Here is a 14,901-nt window from a genome sequence, read left to right as displayed (position 1 = left end):
TTATTGATAACTAACTTTCAACATGACAAACGAATTTGCAGGCAATTTCAGTGCAGCAGTTTTCCCTTTTAATTTGAGCTTTAACTCTGTGGGAGCAATAGCGAACGGGCTATCGATCGTGTTTTGATCAGTTAAAAGACCTTTCAATATAGTCAATTGAGCTTCGCTTGCTAATGATTTTAATCCTTCCAAAGAAAGTTGTTTGTCCTGCACAGTCTCCTTGGTATTGACCAGCTTCACGATCAGTTCTTTCTTCACACTGTCGACCACTGCCGATACATACAACCCATCCTGACCGGAGAGCCATTTCCCTTCTGCCAGCGCGGAGACTACCTGGGTTCCTTTGTTGGTAGAAAACAACTTTTGAACGTAGTAATTTGGCGTACCATAGATATTCATATTGTCTGCCCAAATTAAATCAGGAGCCCACTGCCAACCTTCTGTATTGGCAAACAAAGGTGCATAAGATGCCATATTTACCACAGCGGCATTACGTTCCAGCCCGGTCATAAAGGCTGCTTCGGCAATTGCCGCCTGCCAGATGTTCCGGTTACTTCCTGTAGTTTTTCCATCTACATGGGCAGCATACTCACCCGCAAAAACCTTTGCTCCCTTACGGTCGTAACTGTCATATCGGGAGGCATTTTTCAAAAACCATTCAGGAGAACGGTAATAATGTTCATCTATGATATCTGCCCCCATTGTACGCAGTTCTTTGTCCAGAAAATGGAATCGCTCACTATCCGGATCTGTACCCGAACTGTAAATCAGGTTTATCTTTGGATATTTTGCTTTGATAGCCTTTTGAAAGGCTTTGGCACGTTCAATATACTGTGGTCCCCAATTCTCATTGCCTACACCCAAATACTTCAAATTAAAGGGCTCAGCATGTCCCATTGATGCCCGGATCTTACCCCATTCAGAGGAGATATCACCATTGGCAAACTCAATCAGATCCAAAGCATCCTGTACATAAGGATCCAACTGATCCAAAGGAACTACTTCGGCAGTATTGAATTGACATGCCATTCCACAGTTCAGAATTGGTAATGGCTCAGCTCCTATATCTTCTGCCAATTGGAAATACTCAAAAAAGCCCAGTCCAAAGGTTTGAAAGTAATCAGGTGAAGGACGATGCGCAAACTCCGTATTCCAACGGTTCATGATTAATTGACGCTCCTCTATTGGTCCTATTGTTTTCTTCCACTGATACCTGTTGGCCAGATCGGTTCCTTCTACAATACAACCACCCGGAAAACGGATGAAACCCGGCTTCATGTCTGCCAGCATCTGTATCATATCTGCTCGCATGCCTTTCTTACGGCCCTTCCAGGTATCTGCAGGAAATAAAGAGATCATATCCATATCCAACACGCCATTTCCTTCAAACCAGATGTTCATCTTAGCTTTTGCTGCTGTAGTGCTAGCGCTAAAACTCACCTCTTGTTTCGCCCATTTCCCTGATACATCAGTCGGTTTTAATACACCAGTACCTAAGATATTATTTTGCTCATCTACCAATTCTACGTGCAATGTGATTCCTGGATTCTGCTGTCGGTACATCAGGGAAAACTCATATTCAAGGTCTTTTTTTATGCCCATCCCACCTTTGAATCCCTCATTGGTCAGCCCGGCCTGTCCTTTTGCAGCATCTTTTATAGCCGCTCTAAGAAACCTTGGATTAGCAAGGTGAGCATCTTGTCTATTCAGCACAAGCAGGTCACCTTCTCTGATCTTATCCCCTTTTACAGACCAGCCCATCAATGGCTTTAAAAATTCAAAAGACCGGTTCTTTACCATTTCGGCATAAATACCACCATCTGCTCCCATGTTGATGTCTTCAAAAAAAACACCCCACATCGTTGGTGATATTTTTCCTTCAGATTTAGCTGCGTTGACCACAATAACCTCCGCTTGTTGTGCACTCGCCTTAAAAAAAGTCCCCGCAATGAGCAGAGCGATTAAATTGCTTTTGTATTTCATCTTATGTTATACTTTCAGTTATTATGGATACAACCCACCCAATAATTCTTAACCGAAATTGTAAAAACGCATACTTGGTTATCATTGCTTGTTGTCAGGTTGTCTTCACCGAGGAAATCCGGGGATTTTCAGCTCAGCTAAGGGCTAATGTAGGAATTTTAAATTAAACGTCAAATTAACGATTATTAATTTTGTAGCTTTGCTAATTATTTTTATAAATTGCTTTTATAACTCAAGAAAACCAAGTAAACTACTTTTGACAAACGATCCCCTCAACATGATAACCTATTCTGACCAAGTGCGCGTTCTGGTTGCAGTCGACTGCATCATTTTTGGCTTTGACGGCGACCAACTACAAATATTATTGATTAAAAGAGGATTTCAACCAGCAAAAGATCAATGGAGCCTAATGGGTGGCTTTGTGGGAAAGAAGGAAACCCTGGACGGTGCAGCCGAACGCATCCTGTTTGAACTTACAGGACTAAAGGATGTTTACCTGGAACAGCTGAGCGCTTATGGAAACCCGGAACGAGACCCAATTGAACGTACCGTATCAGTAGCTTACTTTGCATTAATAGACATCAATACTTACAAAACACAGATCAGTGACAGGTATCATGCCGAATGGTTCCTCATCAATGAAGCTCCATCTCTTATCTTTGACCACAACAATATGGTTGAGGAAGCCAAAAAAAGGATACGTTATAAAGCCGCACTACACCCCATTCTGTTTGAGCTGATGCCGACCAAATTCACCATCCCGCAATTACAGAATTTATATGAACAGGTTTATAATGCCAAAATTGATAACCGGAATTTTATCCGCAAAGTCAATTCAACGGACTTATTAATCAAACTTACTGAAAAAGACAAGTCCAGTTCCAAACGTGGGGCTTTTTATTATACGCTGGATAAGACTAAATACAAAGCTAAATTCCAATCCTTTTTAAATTTCATACCCAACCCAGAGAATCTTATTAGCTGATAATCAAAATAATGAAAAAATAATTTCATAATAATTTTCTTTTGTTAAAAAAATAAACGTTAATTAGACGTTTATTACAATTACTATGAATTTAACCAAATATGTCATCGGTATAGATTACGGATCGGATTCTGTTCGCTCTGTAATTGTTAATGCAGAAAATGGAGCAGAGGTATCCTCTTCAGTTTATTATTACAAAAGGTGGCAAAAAAATCTCTATTGTGAGCCATCAGTAAATCAGTTCAGACAACATCCACTCGATTACATTGAGGGATTGGAGCATACCATTAAAGAGTGCATCGCAAAAGCGGGCGGTACAACAATAGCTGATTCCATAAAAGGAATTGCCGTGGATACCACAGGTTCTACTCCGGTAGCAGTTGACAAAACAGGAACACCCCTTGCCCTCACTCCTGGCTTTGAAGAAAATCCAAATGCCATGTTTGTATTGTGGAAAGATCATACAGGAATCAAAGAAGCAGCGCAGATCAATGAGCACGCTACAAAATTTAAAACAAACTACCTTAAATACGTGGGTGGAATCTACTCTTCAGAATGGTTCTGGGCGAAACTGCTTCATGTGTTAAGAGCAGATCCTGCTGTTCGTGATGCGACCTTTTCATGGGTAGAGCATTGTGACTGGATCCCTTTCTTGCTAACCGGAGGCGATGACGCCAGAAAGATGAAAAGGAGCCGCTGTGCAGCAGGACATAAAGCCCTTTGGGCAGAAGAGTTTAACGGTCTTCCACCTGATGAATTTTTCAGCAAATTAGACCCCCTATTGTCTGGATTTACCGAAAGACTATTTCAGGACACCTATACTTCAGACGAACCTGCTGGAAGATTAAGTGAGGAATGGGCCGAGAGATTAGGATTATCAACAGATGTTGTTGTTGGCGTAGGCGCATTTGATGCACACATGGGCGCTGTTGGTGGACAGATATTACCCTATCACCTTTGCAAAATCATGGGGACAAGTACCTGTGACATTCTTGTTGCCCCCTTGCAAGACCTGGAAGGCAAACTGGTAAAAGGCATTTGCGGACAAGTAAATGGCTCAGTTATCCCGGGGACAATGGGTCTTGAAGCGGGTCAATCGGCCTTTGGTGATGTATATGCATGGTTCAAAAACTTAATCAGCTGGCCATTGAATCATCTGCTCACTGAATCTGCTTTAATCGATCAGGCTACAGCCATTGCTTTAAAAGATGAGCTGGAAGCAAAAATTATTTCCCGTCTAAGCCAGCAGGCTGAACAATTAGGCGACGCAGATTACGCAGAGCTTGCCGTGGACTGGTTAAATGGAAGACGAACTCCTGATGCCAACCAGGAACTTAAAGGAGCCATAGCCGGTTTAAGCCTGGGAACCGACGCACCAAAATTTTTCCGTGCCTTAGCTGCAGCGACCTGTTTTGGGGCAAAGAGTATAGTAGACAGGTTCGAAGACCAGGGCGTACCTGTAAAAGGAATAATTGGCATAGGCGGAGTAGCCCAAAAATCACCTTACATCATGCAAATGATGGCCGATGTATTAGAAATGCCAATAAAAATCCACCGGTTTGAGCACACCTGTGCCCTCGGAGCAGCCATGTTTGCCGCTGTAGCAGCAGGTATCCATTCAAATATTGAAACTGCAATGGACGCGATGGGAACAGGATTCGAAGCAGAATATCAGCCCAATCTGAACAAACGAAGGATGTATCGCCAGCATTACCAGGAATACCTGGCTTTAGGCAGACATCTGGAGAAATACAATAAGAGAGAAATCAAACCTTATGTGTCATGAGCATTTATAAAATAATACGTGAAACTGCCTATGAGGCCAACATGGAGTTACCAAGGCTAGGCCTTGTGTTATTCACTTTTGGAAATGTTAGCGCAGCCGACAGAAATGAAGGTGTTTTCGCTATCAAACCAAGTGGGGTACCATACAAAGATCTTTCACCAGATAAAATGGTTATCGTTGACTTTGACGGAAATACCGTAGAGGGAACGCTCAGACCATCTTCTGACACCAAAACCCACGCTGTGTTATACAAACATTGGGAAGGAATCAATGGCATTGTACATACCCATTCAACCTATGCCACGTCCTGGGCACAGGCACAAATGGACATCCCCATTTTTGGTACTACCCATGCCGATCACCTTACTGTGGATGTACCCTGTGCGCCACCAATGAGTGATGAGATGATTAAAGGAAACTATGAATACGAAACGGGTTTTCAGATCATCAATCATTTTAAAGCGCTCGGTTATAGTCATCATGAAGTTGAAATGATACTGGTGGGAAATCATGCCCCGTTTACCTGGGGTAAAACAGCAGAAAAAGCAGTGTATAATAGTGCCGTACTGGAATCAATTGCACATATGGCCCTGCTGACAAGGCAAATCAATATGCAATCACCAAAATTAAAAGATGCATTAATAAAAAAGCATTTTGAACGTAAACATGGCCCGGACAGTTATTATGGTCAGTAAAAAAATAATATTAACAGGGGTACTCCTGATTGGTGTCCTTGTGGGCGTGAATGCGCAGCAAAAAGATTTTCATGATTGGGCTAAGACCCCTCCGATGGGATGGAACAGTTGGGATTGCTTTGGCCCCACGGTAGTGGAAGCTGAAGTGAAAAGCAATGCGGATTATATGTCTAAAAATCTGAAAGCTTTTGGATGGGAGTATGTGGTGGTAGACATTCGCTGGTATGTTGGAAACGACAAAGCACATGGCTATAATGAGACGGATCCAGATTATGTACTGGATGAATACGGCAGGTTTCAACCAGCAGTAAACCGCTTCCCTTCCGCAGCAGGCGGTAAAGGATTTAAGCCCCTTGCAGACTACATCCATAAAAAGGGATTGAAATTTGGTATCCACATCATGCGGGGCATCCCGGTGGAGGCCGTAAAGCGTAATCTACCCATCATGGGGAGCAAAGCTACCGCCAAAGACATTTACAGCACAGACCTGCAATGTAAGTGGCTACATGACATGTACACTGTGGTAGCCGGACGTGATGGAGCGCAGGAATATTACAACTCGCTGTTTAAGCTATATGCATCGTGGGGTGTAGATTTCATTAAGGTGGATGACCTTTCCAGACCTTATCATACCGGGGAGGTAGAAATGATCCGCAAAGCAATTGCACTCACAGGCAGAAAGATCGTGCTGAGTACTTCGCCCGGAGAAACACCTATTGCAAGCGCTACCCATGTGCAGGGTCACGCCAATATGTGGCGCACAGTAGACGATTTCTGGGACAACTGGCCCATGCTGAAAGATCATTTTGATGTATTTGAGCGATGGAACAAATATCGTGCACCTGGTGCCTGGCCTGATGGAGACATGCTTCCTCTTGGGAAAATTGGAATCCGCGCAGAACGAGGAAATCCAAGAATGACGGCATTTACCAAAGATGAGCAATACACACTGATGACACTGTGGACGATATTCCGTTCACCATTAATGTTTGGGGGTGACCTGCCGAGTAATGATGCATTTACCCTTTCACTACTAAACAATACAGAGGTGCTCAATATCCTAAACAACAGCACCAATAACAAACAACTGTTTCGTAATGAGGGTGGGATCTGCTGGGTGGCAGATGATCCAAAAACCGGGGATAAATACGTCGCTTTGTTTAACCCGGGCGATGGCAATCAGGCAGTAAACATTTCTGTAAACTTGAATGAGCTTGGGTTTACCGGGGCCTGCAGAGTGAGAGACCTTTGGAGCAAGAGGAACAAGGGCACGGCCAAAGGAACATATACAGCGGCAATCAATAAACATGGAGCAGGTCTGTTCCGCATTTCAGCAATTAAGTAAAACACAGCATTAAGATATGATAAACTTAAAAGAATTAGAAATTTGGTTCATCACGGGTAGTCAGCACCTGTATGGAGAAGAGACGTTAAGGCAAGTAGCTGACCACGCAAAACAAGTGGCATCCTCACTAGATGCTGCTCCGCAAATTCCCGTTAGAGTTGTTTATAAACCAATAGTAAAAACACCTGAGGAGATATTTGAAACCTTGCAACAGGCCAACTTAACCACCAATTGCATTGGCGTAATCACATGGATGCATACTTTCTCACCTGCAAAAATGTGGATAAGAGGACTGAATATTCTTCAGAAGCCTTTATTACACCTACACACCCAATTCAACAGAGATATTCCCTGGGACACCATTGATATGGATTTCATGAACCTGAACCAGAGTGCTCATGGAGATCGTGAATTTGGCTTTATAGTAACCAGGATGCGCAAGGACCGAAAAGTAGTGGTTGGACATTGGCAGGATCAGGAAGTATTAAGTGAAATTGACACCTGGACACGAGCCGCGGCTGGCTGGCATGACTGGCAAGGTGCGAAATTTGCGCGCTTTGGCGACAATATGCGCTATGTAGCCGTTACCGATGGAGATAAAGTAGAGGCTGAACTCAAGTTTGGTTTCCAGGTCAATACTTATGGCATTGGTGACCTTGTTGCCGTTATCAACAGCATCCCAGAGGAAGCTATCCAAGAGCTGCTGACAGAATATGAAGCAAGCTACCTTATGACAACTGACCTCCACCGTGGGGGGGAGAGACATGCTTCTGTTTATGAAGCTGCAAAGATAGAACTGGGTCTTAAGAAATTCCTGGAAGACGGTGGTTTTAAAGGTTTTAGCGATACTTTTGAAGATCTGCATGGTATGATTCAACTACCGGGCATTGCCGCACAGCGATTAATGGCCGCAGGATATGGATTTGCCGGAGAAGGCGACTGGAAAACCGCTGCACTAGTACGTGCTTGTAAAGTAATGGGTGCCGGACTACCTGGAGCAAACGCCTTTATGGAGGACTATACCTACCACTTTGATCCCGCCAATTCAATGGTATTAGGTTCTCACATGCTGGAAGTAGATGCATCGTTGGCCAACGAAAAACCACGACTTGAAGTACATCCCCTTGGTATCGGCGGGAAAGCAGATCCTGCCAGACTAGTATTCACTGTAGCCGGCGGAAATGCACTCAATGCTTCAATTATCGATATGGGTAATCGCTTTCGGCTACTCGTAAACGAGGTAGAAGCAGTGGAACCCAAGCATAAGCTACCAAAACTCCCTGTAGCACAGGTGTTATGGAAGCCGCTCCCTGATATGAAGACTGGCTGCGCAGCCTGGATCTACGCCGGAGGTGCACACCATACGGCATACAGCCAGAATCTGACAACAGCGCATTTACTGGATTTTGCAAACATTGCAGGTATAGAATACGTAAACATTGGAGCGGATACCAGGATCAACCAGTTCAGAAACGAACTTCAATGGAATGAAATCTTTTATAAATAAAGGAAGATGTGCCGGATAAACGTAATTTACCGGCACATTAACCATTTGTTCAAAACAACCAAATAAGCCCAATATGAACAACAATTTAGTAACTACAGATTATGTAGTTTTCATCATCTACTTTTTAATCGTTTCCGGTTATGGATATTTTATCTATCGCCAGCGTAAAAAGAATGAGCATGATGCCAAAGCATTCTTTCTAGCAGAAGGAACGCTCACCTGGTGGGCTATTGGTGCCTCCCTTATCGCCTCTAACATTTCTGCCGAGCAATTTATTGGTATGAGTGGTGAAGGTTTTTTTCTTGGTATTGCAGTGGCCGCGTACGAGTGGATTGCCGCAATCGCGCTTATTATTGTAGCCGTATGGTTCATTCCGGTATACCTTAAGAACAAGATCTACACCATGCCGCAATTTCTAAAGACCAGGTACAATGAGTCGGTAGCATTGATCATGGCCATTTTCTGGCTGTTTTTATACGTCTTTGTAAACCTGACGTCTATTCTTTATTTGGGTGCAGTAGCCATTAACGGACTCACAGGCGGGGATTACCTGCATGTGATTATGATCGGGCTTGCGGTATTTGCACTGATCATCTCTTTAGGGGGAATGAAAGTAGTTGCCTATACAGACGTAATCCAGGTGGCGGTATTGATTTTTGGTGGTTTAGTAACCACATACATCGCACTGACAGTTGTCGGCGAGAAGTTCGGTGTTGGCGCCAATGCCATTGCCGGTTTCAATGTTTTAATGGAACAGGCCCCAGAGCACTTCAAAATGATCATTCCAAAACCAACTGCAGAATCCACCCAAAATGAGATCAGCAAATACCTGACTTTTCCTGGACTGGCTTCTTACGTGGCTGGTATCTGGATCATCAACCTCAACTATTGGGGATGTAACCAGTATATCACTCAGCGCGCACTTGGTGCAGATCTGCAAACCGCAAGAACGGGAATACTTTTCGCTGGCCTTTTGAAGCTGATGATGCCATTGATCGTCATGTTGCCTGGTATTGCAGCTTATGTATTGTACAAAGGTGGGCACCTGCCTCAATTGATCGGCGGCAAAGATGGTGCATATTCAGCCATCCTTACCTTTTTACCTACAGGCCTTAAGGGACTATCCGTAGCGGCACTTACCGCAGCTATTGTAGCTTCACTTGCCGGTAAAGTAAACAGTATCTCCACCATCTTTACCCTCGATATTTATGCAAAATATTTCAAGAAAGGTACAGAAGAAAAGAACCTGGTATTAGTTGGCAGATCAACGGTATTTATAGGTATGATCCTGGCAGTTCTCTTTACCTGGAATGATTTGTTAGGCATTGGTGGCGAAGGTGGTTTTACTTTCATTCAGAAATATACCGGATTCATCAGTCCAGGTGTATTTGCCATGTTTATTCTTGGGATGTTCTGGAAAAGAACCACTGGTAGTGCAGCCATCGCGGGCGTACTGGCAGGTTTCCTGTTTTCGGTATTCTTCAACGAAATGGCACCAAGCCTGCTGGGTAACGATACTTTCTTATATACGGCCTATCCTAATGGCAAAGGTGGTTTTGAGATTCCATTCCATATTTGTATGGGTCTTTCTTTCTTCTTTACCATGGCCATTATGATTGCAATGAGTTTGGCTGGTCCTAAAGTAAATCCTAAAGCATTTGAACTGGATAAATCCATGTTCAAAGTTTCTCCATCTACCCTGGCTTTGATCGTGGTTACGCTATTGATCATTGCTGCATTATATGTGAAATTTTGGTAGGCTATACTTCACTAGCCATGTAACTTTATAAAAATGAGGGTGTATTCTATGTTAAAAAACTTAAGCCTGTGCTTGTTTTTCAGCATAGAACACACCCTCATCAATGTTTCCACGTATTGTGTATTATTTTCCTCCCAGTCTCTTTTGTTCCGCATCAAGCCCTGTCTGCCTGCTTCTTTCAGACTTAACACTGGTTTTTCCAAAACGATATGTTAAAGTTAACCTCACATTAGTCGAAGTACCCCATTGCTCCAGGCTGTATACGTTACCAGGCAACGTACTAAATACCCTGCTCCTCTGGCTATGAAAAATATCGCCAACTCCGAGTTTCAAATTACCATTCTGGTTTGGAAAGCTGTAACGCAGGCCAGCATCAGCAGTTAGCATACTTTTTACTTTAAATCCCCCATCGATCTGTGCGGTACTGGCATATATCGAAGCATCTGCGCTGAAGAGCTTGTTTAGCGTAAAATTATTCTGAGTATACAAACTTGCGCTGAATTGCTTTGAGTTAAGATCTGTTCCGTTAAGATCCGGTGCCTGGATTTGTTTATGATAACCCACCAGATTGTTATTCAGGTTCCACCATTTACTTATTTTTACGGGGAAATTTAGCGTAAGTGATACCACATCATTAGAAGCAAGGTTAAGTACCGTCTGGTACATCGATTTTTTGGCTTCATTCTGCAATAAGATCTGTGTGATTACATCCGAAGTGTGCGAATAGGCAAGCGCCACGCTATATTTTTGCTTCCATAAATAAGTCGCTTCAAAATTTGTAGAGTATTCCGGTTTAAGATTAGGATTACCCTCGTTGTAAGTATACTGATCAAGGTAAAAAATAAATGGATTAAGGTTCTGATAATTTGGCCTGTTAATCTTTCTCGAATAAGATAAACTTGCAACGTTGTCCGCATCGAAATTTCGGCTAAATGTTACCGAAGGGAAAAAATCAGTATAGGTTCGCTTATTCAACTGATTTATCGTAACCGAATTACCTGTAGATCGAGTGCGTTCTGCACGAAGACCGGTTTGCACCGAGAACTTACCTGTACTGATGTTCAGAATGGCATAAGCTGCGCTTACCTGTTCGTCGTACTTAAAGCGGTTACTACGGTTGTTGTCCTGTATCCACTCTCCATTAACATCATTCTCATACACAAAATTGTTATCACTTTTCACACTGGCTACCTTGATACCTGTTTCAAGCTTGAACATTTTGCTAAGGGGTAATACATAATCTGCTTTAATGGCTTTAATGTTGATATCCGAAGGCGAAAAATTCCTATATATCTGTCCGTCCTTAAAAAAAGTTCCATCAGGAAGGAAAAAGCGGTTTACAAAACTCGCCTTATTATTTCCATTAAATGTTGAGTAGTCGGCATCAATAGTAATTTCCTGCCCTGCAGTATCCAATATCCCCTTATAGTTGATATTGTACGAAAAATTTGTGCGATCTGTTGAGTTTTTACCTGGAGTTTGCAATATAGAATCTGGTTTTGCAAACGAATCGCCAATAGCAATTCTGCTAAAACCATTTTGATCAAATCCATTCAAATTACCCTTAAACAAAACACCAAGTGTATGGTTTTTGGTCAGAAACAAATCTGTTCCAATTTTAAAATTATTCGATGCAAAAACCGAGGTGTCTTTATTTCTCTGGCTAAAATACAATTGTTTTGAATTCATACCAGGTGTTACCCTGTCAATGGTAAGGTTCTCCTGAAAAGGCCATCTATTGTAGTCATAGGACCCAAACACATTAAAAAATTGCCTGCGATAATTCAGATTAACACCTGGATTGGCTTGCAAACGTTTATTATAACCAGCACCGAGCGTCAAATTACCGTTAAAGCCAATGGCAAGGCTTTTCTTTGTTTTGATGTTGATGATTCCACCCGTACTATTTGCATCATATCGCGCGCCAGGATTGTTGATGATCTCAATACTTTCGATCTCTGAACTTGGCATCGACTTAAGCAGGCTTATTACTTCGGCGCTACTCAAATAAGTCTGTTTGCCGTCGATAGTCACCAGTACATTGCCTTTGCCGGCAAGAGAGATATTCTCATTATGATCAATGGTAACTCCGGGAGCCTTTCTGAGCACCTCCAGACCATTAAGTCCTGCGGCGGAGGGTGTAGCCTCAATATTGAAAATCAGTTTATCCCCTTTTCGTTCCAAAACAGGCTTTGATGCCGTAATACTCACCTCATTGAGTTTATTCGTATTTTCCTTAAGCACGATTGCCGGCAGCTCATATGTGGAGCCCTTAAGCTCAAATACCGGTGTTTTCACTTTGTTATAACCAACAAAAGTGGATAAAACATAGTAAGACCCGGGAGCAGCTGGAAGATTAAATTTGCCGGCTCCATCGGTCATTCCTGTGGTAACCAATACAGAATCTTTAGCCGTATATAAAAGTACGCTTACCGAAGGCAGGGTTTGCTTATCATCCCTAACCGTTCCGGTTATTTTGCCATTTTGTTGCGCAGTGGCTTCAAATGGCAAAATATATAAGCATAAAAAGAGTACAAAAAGTAAATGTGTTTTCATTATTGACGTGTGTATTTATAACAATAAGATGAATTCTACGCGAATAGGTTACACAGGAAATGTAAAATTCTTTTCGAAAGCTGTTTATCAAACTTAGATCTGTGCTGATGATTATCTAATGGTTTATTGTTTGTAACTTTAATATGAAATGGAAACAAAAGGTCTGCTTTTTATCCCTGATATTAGTGGCTTCACGCGATTTGTAACAGAATCAGAAATTAACCACAGCCGCGTAATCATACAGGAATTGCTTGAATTGCTCATTAATGCAAATCAAATAGGCCTGGAAGTTTCCGAAATAGAAGGCGATGCCATTCTTTTTTACAAATTTGGCGAACCGCCGCAACTTAAAGAGTTGTATAAGCAGGTAGAAAAGATGTTTTGCCTGTTTCACAAAAATCTTATGGCTTATGACCAAAGGAGGTATTGCCAGTGCAAGGCCTGTATTTCTGCTGCCAACCTTTCTTTAAAAGTAATTACACACTACGGTGAATTTGCTGGATATAATGTAAAGAATTTCAGTAAACTAATTGGTAAAGATGTTATTGTGGCACACCAGCTTTTAAAGAACGACATCGCGCAACATGAATATTGGTTGGTAACCAAAGACCTTCTGGATGATCAGCAACCCGCTGATTTTACAGACTGGATGAGTTGGACTGACAGTATGAAGCAGACAGAAGCCGGGGAAATACACTTTCATTACACACAGTTAAGCCAGTTAAAAAACGAAATACCTGATGACCCTTTACCTCCATTAGACCTTTCCGGCAAAAAGAAAACACACTCCGTTTCAAGAGTATACGAAACTGACATCATTACCTTATTTCATGCTTCAGGTGCATTTGAATTTCGTCACCTTTGGTGGGAAGGCGTAAAAAAAATAGAGGAACTGAATCACTTTTTACCACGGGTGGGTATGAAAAGCAAGTGGACATTAACTAATGGAAAAACAATTTACTATTCGAGCAGCTACTCCTATACGGATGATAAAATTGAATTTAGTGAAACAGACGAAAAAGGGGATCAGGTGACTTACTTCACGCTGATAAAAGTAGCGGACAAGGAAACAAAACTTACCATAGATGTCTATAAAGCCAGCAATTGGATTACAGATTTTCTTTTAAGATCATCGGGTCAAAAAGAACAGGAAGCTATGCTTCAAAGGTCATTAGAAAATATCATTCCGCTATTAAAAAAGATTCCTTTGTAATCTGTCCTAAAATACCATTCAGGTGCTCTTGCCAACAAGATAGTTTTGAATTAATGAGCCTATAAAGGCAAATAACAATCCAATTAATCCAGCTGTGATCACTACGACTCCTGGTGCCAGCTCATCTGAGGGAGGAATATTTCTAAGGAAAATCATTTTAAACATCAAAAGGAAGCCTGTTGTCCCTACGATAAACCCGCTAATTTTACCTGCTTTGTTTCTCATGATTGATAATGGTTAAGATTTTTCAAATTATTTCGATATGAAGGTAATTAAATAACTTTGTATTACAAAGTGCTTTTTAAAAAATATTAATCTTTGTACCTTATAAGCATAATTGAAACATGTGTTTTTTTAAAGCTATATCAGGACGATACACAATCGTGAAAGCAATAGCTTAACACCTATGAAACACCTTTGGTTATAAGCCTGGCCGAACCATTTGTAGGGACTAATGCGACTTTTAGCCTAAGCTTAAAACCTCAGCAAAATCTAAGATTAATTTTTTATTTAAAACTGCCGGCGTTTTCAGTTGTTCTATCACCCTAAAACTATTTACCATGAGCACAAAATCAATATCAGTATTAAACGATCTCACAGAGATCAACAACGACCGCATCGCGGGATTTGAAAAAGCTATAGCGGACATCAAAGATGAAAATGTGGATTTGAAAGCTTTATTCCAGGAGTATAGTACCCAGAGCCGTAAATTCAGCCAGGAATTGACTGCGATTGTCGCAGGATATGGTGAAGATGTGGAAACAGGCAACAGCGTTGCAGGTACCCTACATCGCGCCTGGATCGATGTAAAATCGCTCTTTGGTGGCAGTGACCGTGCCAGCATACTTTCTGAGGCTGAGCGTGGAGAAGATGCTATAAAAGCAGCCTACAAAGTGGCATTGGAAAATGGTGAGCTTAGCGGTTCAGCATTAGAAACCGTTAGCAGCCAGGCCTCAGAGATTAAGTCTGCACATGATGCAATTAAGGCATTACGTGATGCTGCAAGATCAATGAATTAAGCAATTTTATTTTCGGGGGTATTCTCCTAACAAAGCCACCTAATGGGTGGCTT

General features: G+C 42.0%; 11 protein-coding genes. 8 read left to right on the top strand and 3 right to left on the bottom strand.

Translation table 11 applies throughout. The features are described from left to right. Complete coding sequence (locus AC6CH7_RS22860; protein ID WP_498264908.1) at window positions 1–1,983, bottom strand: alpha-L-arabinofuranosidase family protein; 1,983 nt, start codon at window positions 1,981–1,983, stop codon at window positions 1–3. Between the two features lie 277 nt (window positions 1,984–2,260). Between AC6CH7_RS22860 and AC6CH7_RS22855 the strand changes: the two genes are divergently transcribed. The 6 genes from AC6CH7_RS22855 to AC6CH7_RS22830 all read left to right on the top strand — a co-directional run bounded on the left by AC6CH7_RS22855 (window position 2,261) and on the right by AC6CH7_RS22830 (window position 10,060). Continuing rightward, window positions 2,261–2,968 carry an NUDIX hydrolase gene (locus AC6CH7_RS22855; protein ID WP_498264907.1) on the top strand — a complete coding sequence of 236 codons (708 nt, stop codon included), beginning with the start codon at window positions 2,261–2,263 and terminating at the stop codon, window positions 2,966–2,968. Window positions 2,969–3,053: 85 nt separating this feature from the next. Continuing rightward, window positions 3,054–4,754, top strand: coding sequence for a ribulokinase (locus AC6CH7_RS22850; protein ID WP_498264906.1), 1,701 nt, complete (start codon window positions 3,054–3,056; stop codon window positions 4,752–4,754). Further along, window positions 4,751–5,449 (top strand): L-ribulose-5-phosphate 4-epimerase, encoded by a 699-nt coding sequence (locus tag AC6CH7_RS22845; RefSeq protein ID WP_498264905.1) that lies wholly within the window; start codon window positions 4,751–4,753, stop codon window positions 5,447–5,449. Before AC6CH7_RS22850 ends, AC6CH7_RS22845 begins: the two co-directional genes overlap by 4 nt. Then, window positions 5,421–6,794: a glycoside hydrolase family 27 protein gene (locus tag AC6CH7_RS22840; RefSeq protein WP_498264904.1), complete on the top strand. Its 1,374-nt coding sequence runs from the start codon at window positions 5,421–5,423 to the stop codon at window positions 6,792–6,794. Before AC6CH7_RS22845 ends, AC6CH7_RS22840 begins: the two co-directional genes overlap by 29 nt. A 16-nt stretch (window positions 6,795–6,810) precedes the next feature. After that, complete coding sequence (gene araA / locus AC6CH7_RS22835; protein ID WP_498264903.1) at window positions 6,811–8,301, top strand: L-arabinose isomerase; 1,491 nt, start codon at window positions 6,811–6,813, stop codon at window positions 8,299–8,301. A gap of 73 nt (window positions 8,302–8,374) precedes the next feature. Further along, window positions 8,375–10,060: a sodium/sugar symporter gene (locus AC6CH7_RS22830; RefSeq protein WP_498264902.1), complete on the top strand. Its 1,686-nt coding sequence runs from the start codon at window positions 8,375–8,377 to the stop codon at window positions 10,058–10,060. Between the two features lie 123 nt (window positions 10,061–10,183). Here AC6CH7_RS22830 and AC6CH7_RS22825 read toward each other — a convergent pair whose 3' ends face one another. Further along, window positions 10,184–12,616, bottom strand: a complete 2,433-nt coding sequence (locus tag AC6CH7_RS22825) for a TonB-dependent receptor domain-containing protein (RefSeq protein ID WP_498264901.1) — start codon at window positions 12,614–12,616, stop codon at window positions 10,184–10,186. A 148-nt stretch (window positions 12,617–12,764) separates the two neighbouring features. Here AC6CH7_RS22825 and AC6CH7_RS22820 point away from each other — a divergent pair, with 148 nt between their 5' ends. Continuing rightward, entirely contained in the window at window positions 12,765–13,829 is a 1,065-nt protein-coding gene (locus tag AC6CH7_RS22820) for a DUF2652 domain-containing protein (protein WP_498264900.1), read from the top strand. 18 nt (window positions 13,830–13,847) lie between these two features. On the opposite strand, the gene AC6CH7_RS22815 is transcribed toward AC6CH7_RS22820, so the two are convergent. Then, window positions 13,848–14,054, bottom strand: coding sequence for a hypothetical protein (locus AC6CH7_RS22815; RefSeq protein ID WP_498264899.1), 207 nt, complete (start codon window positions 14,052–14,054; stop codon window positions 13,848–13,850). A gap of 335 nt (window positions 14,055–14,389) precedes the next feature. On the opposite strand from AC6CH7_RS22815, the gene AC6CH7_RS22810 reads away from it, so the two are divergent. Further along, window positions 14,390–14,848 carry a ferritin-like domain-containing protein gene (locus AC6CH7_RS22810; protein ID WP_498264898.1) on the top strand — a complete coding sequence of 153 codons (459 nt, stop codon included), beginning with the start codon at window positions 14,390–14,392 and terminating at the stop codon, window positions 14,846–14,848. Window positions 14,849–14,901 lie beyond the last annotated feature (53 nt).

The sequence above is a fragment of the Pedobacter sp. GQ55 genome (assembly GCF_059758925.1).
The sequence above is the reverse complement of the archived record's forward strand: the minus strand, read 5'-3'. Positions and strand labels throughout refer to the sequence as shown.

Coding starts and splice junctions, on each gene's coding strand:
- AC6CH7_RS22855 (WP_498264907.1), top strand. CDS start 2,261: ATGATAACCTATTCTGACCAAGTGCGCGTTCTGGTTGCAGTCGACTGC.
- AC6CH7_RS22830 (WP_498264902.1), top strand. CDS start 8,375: ATGAACAACAATTTAGTAACTACAGATTATGTAGTTTTCATCATCTAC.
- AC6CH7_RS22825 (WP_498264901.1), bottom strand. CDS start 12,616: ATGAAAACACATTTACTTTTTGTACTCTTTTTATGCTTATATATTTTG.
- AC6CH7_RS22810 (WP_498264898.1), top strand. CDS start 14,390: ATGAGCACAAAATCAATATCAGTATTAAACGATCTCACAGAGATCAAC.
- AC6CH7_RS22850 (WP_498264906.1), top strand. CDS start 3,054: ATGAATTTAACCAAATATGTCATCGGTATAGATTACGGATCGGATTCT.
- araA (WP_498264903.1), top strand. CDS start 6,811: ATGATAAACTTAAAAGAATTAGAAATTTGGTTCATCACGGGTAGTCAG.
- AC6CH7_RS22820 (WP_498264900.1), top strand. CDS start 12,765: ATGGAAACAAAAGGTCTGCTTTTTATCCCTGATATTAGTGGCTTCACG.
- AC6CH7_RS22815 (WP_498264899.1), bottom strand. CDS start 14,054: ATGAGAAACAAAGCAGGTAAAATTAGCGGGTTTATCGTAGGGACAACA.
- AC6CH7_RS22845 (WP_498264905.1), top strand. CDS start 4,751: ATGAGCATTTATAAAATAATACGTGAAACTGCCTATGAGGCCAACATG.
- AC6CH7_RS22840 (WP_498264904.1), top strand. CDS start 5,421: ATGGCCCGGACAGTTATTATGGTCAGTAAAAAAATAATATTAACAGGG.
- AC6CH7_RS22860 (WP_498264908.1), bottom strand. CDS start 1,983: ATGAAATACAAAAGCAATTTAATCGCTCTGCTCATTGCGGGGACTTTT.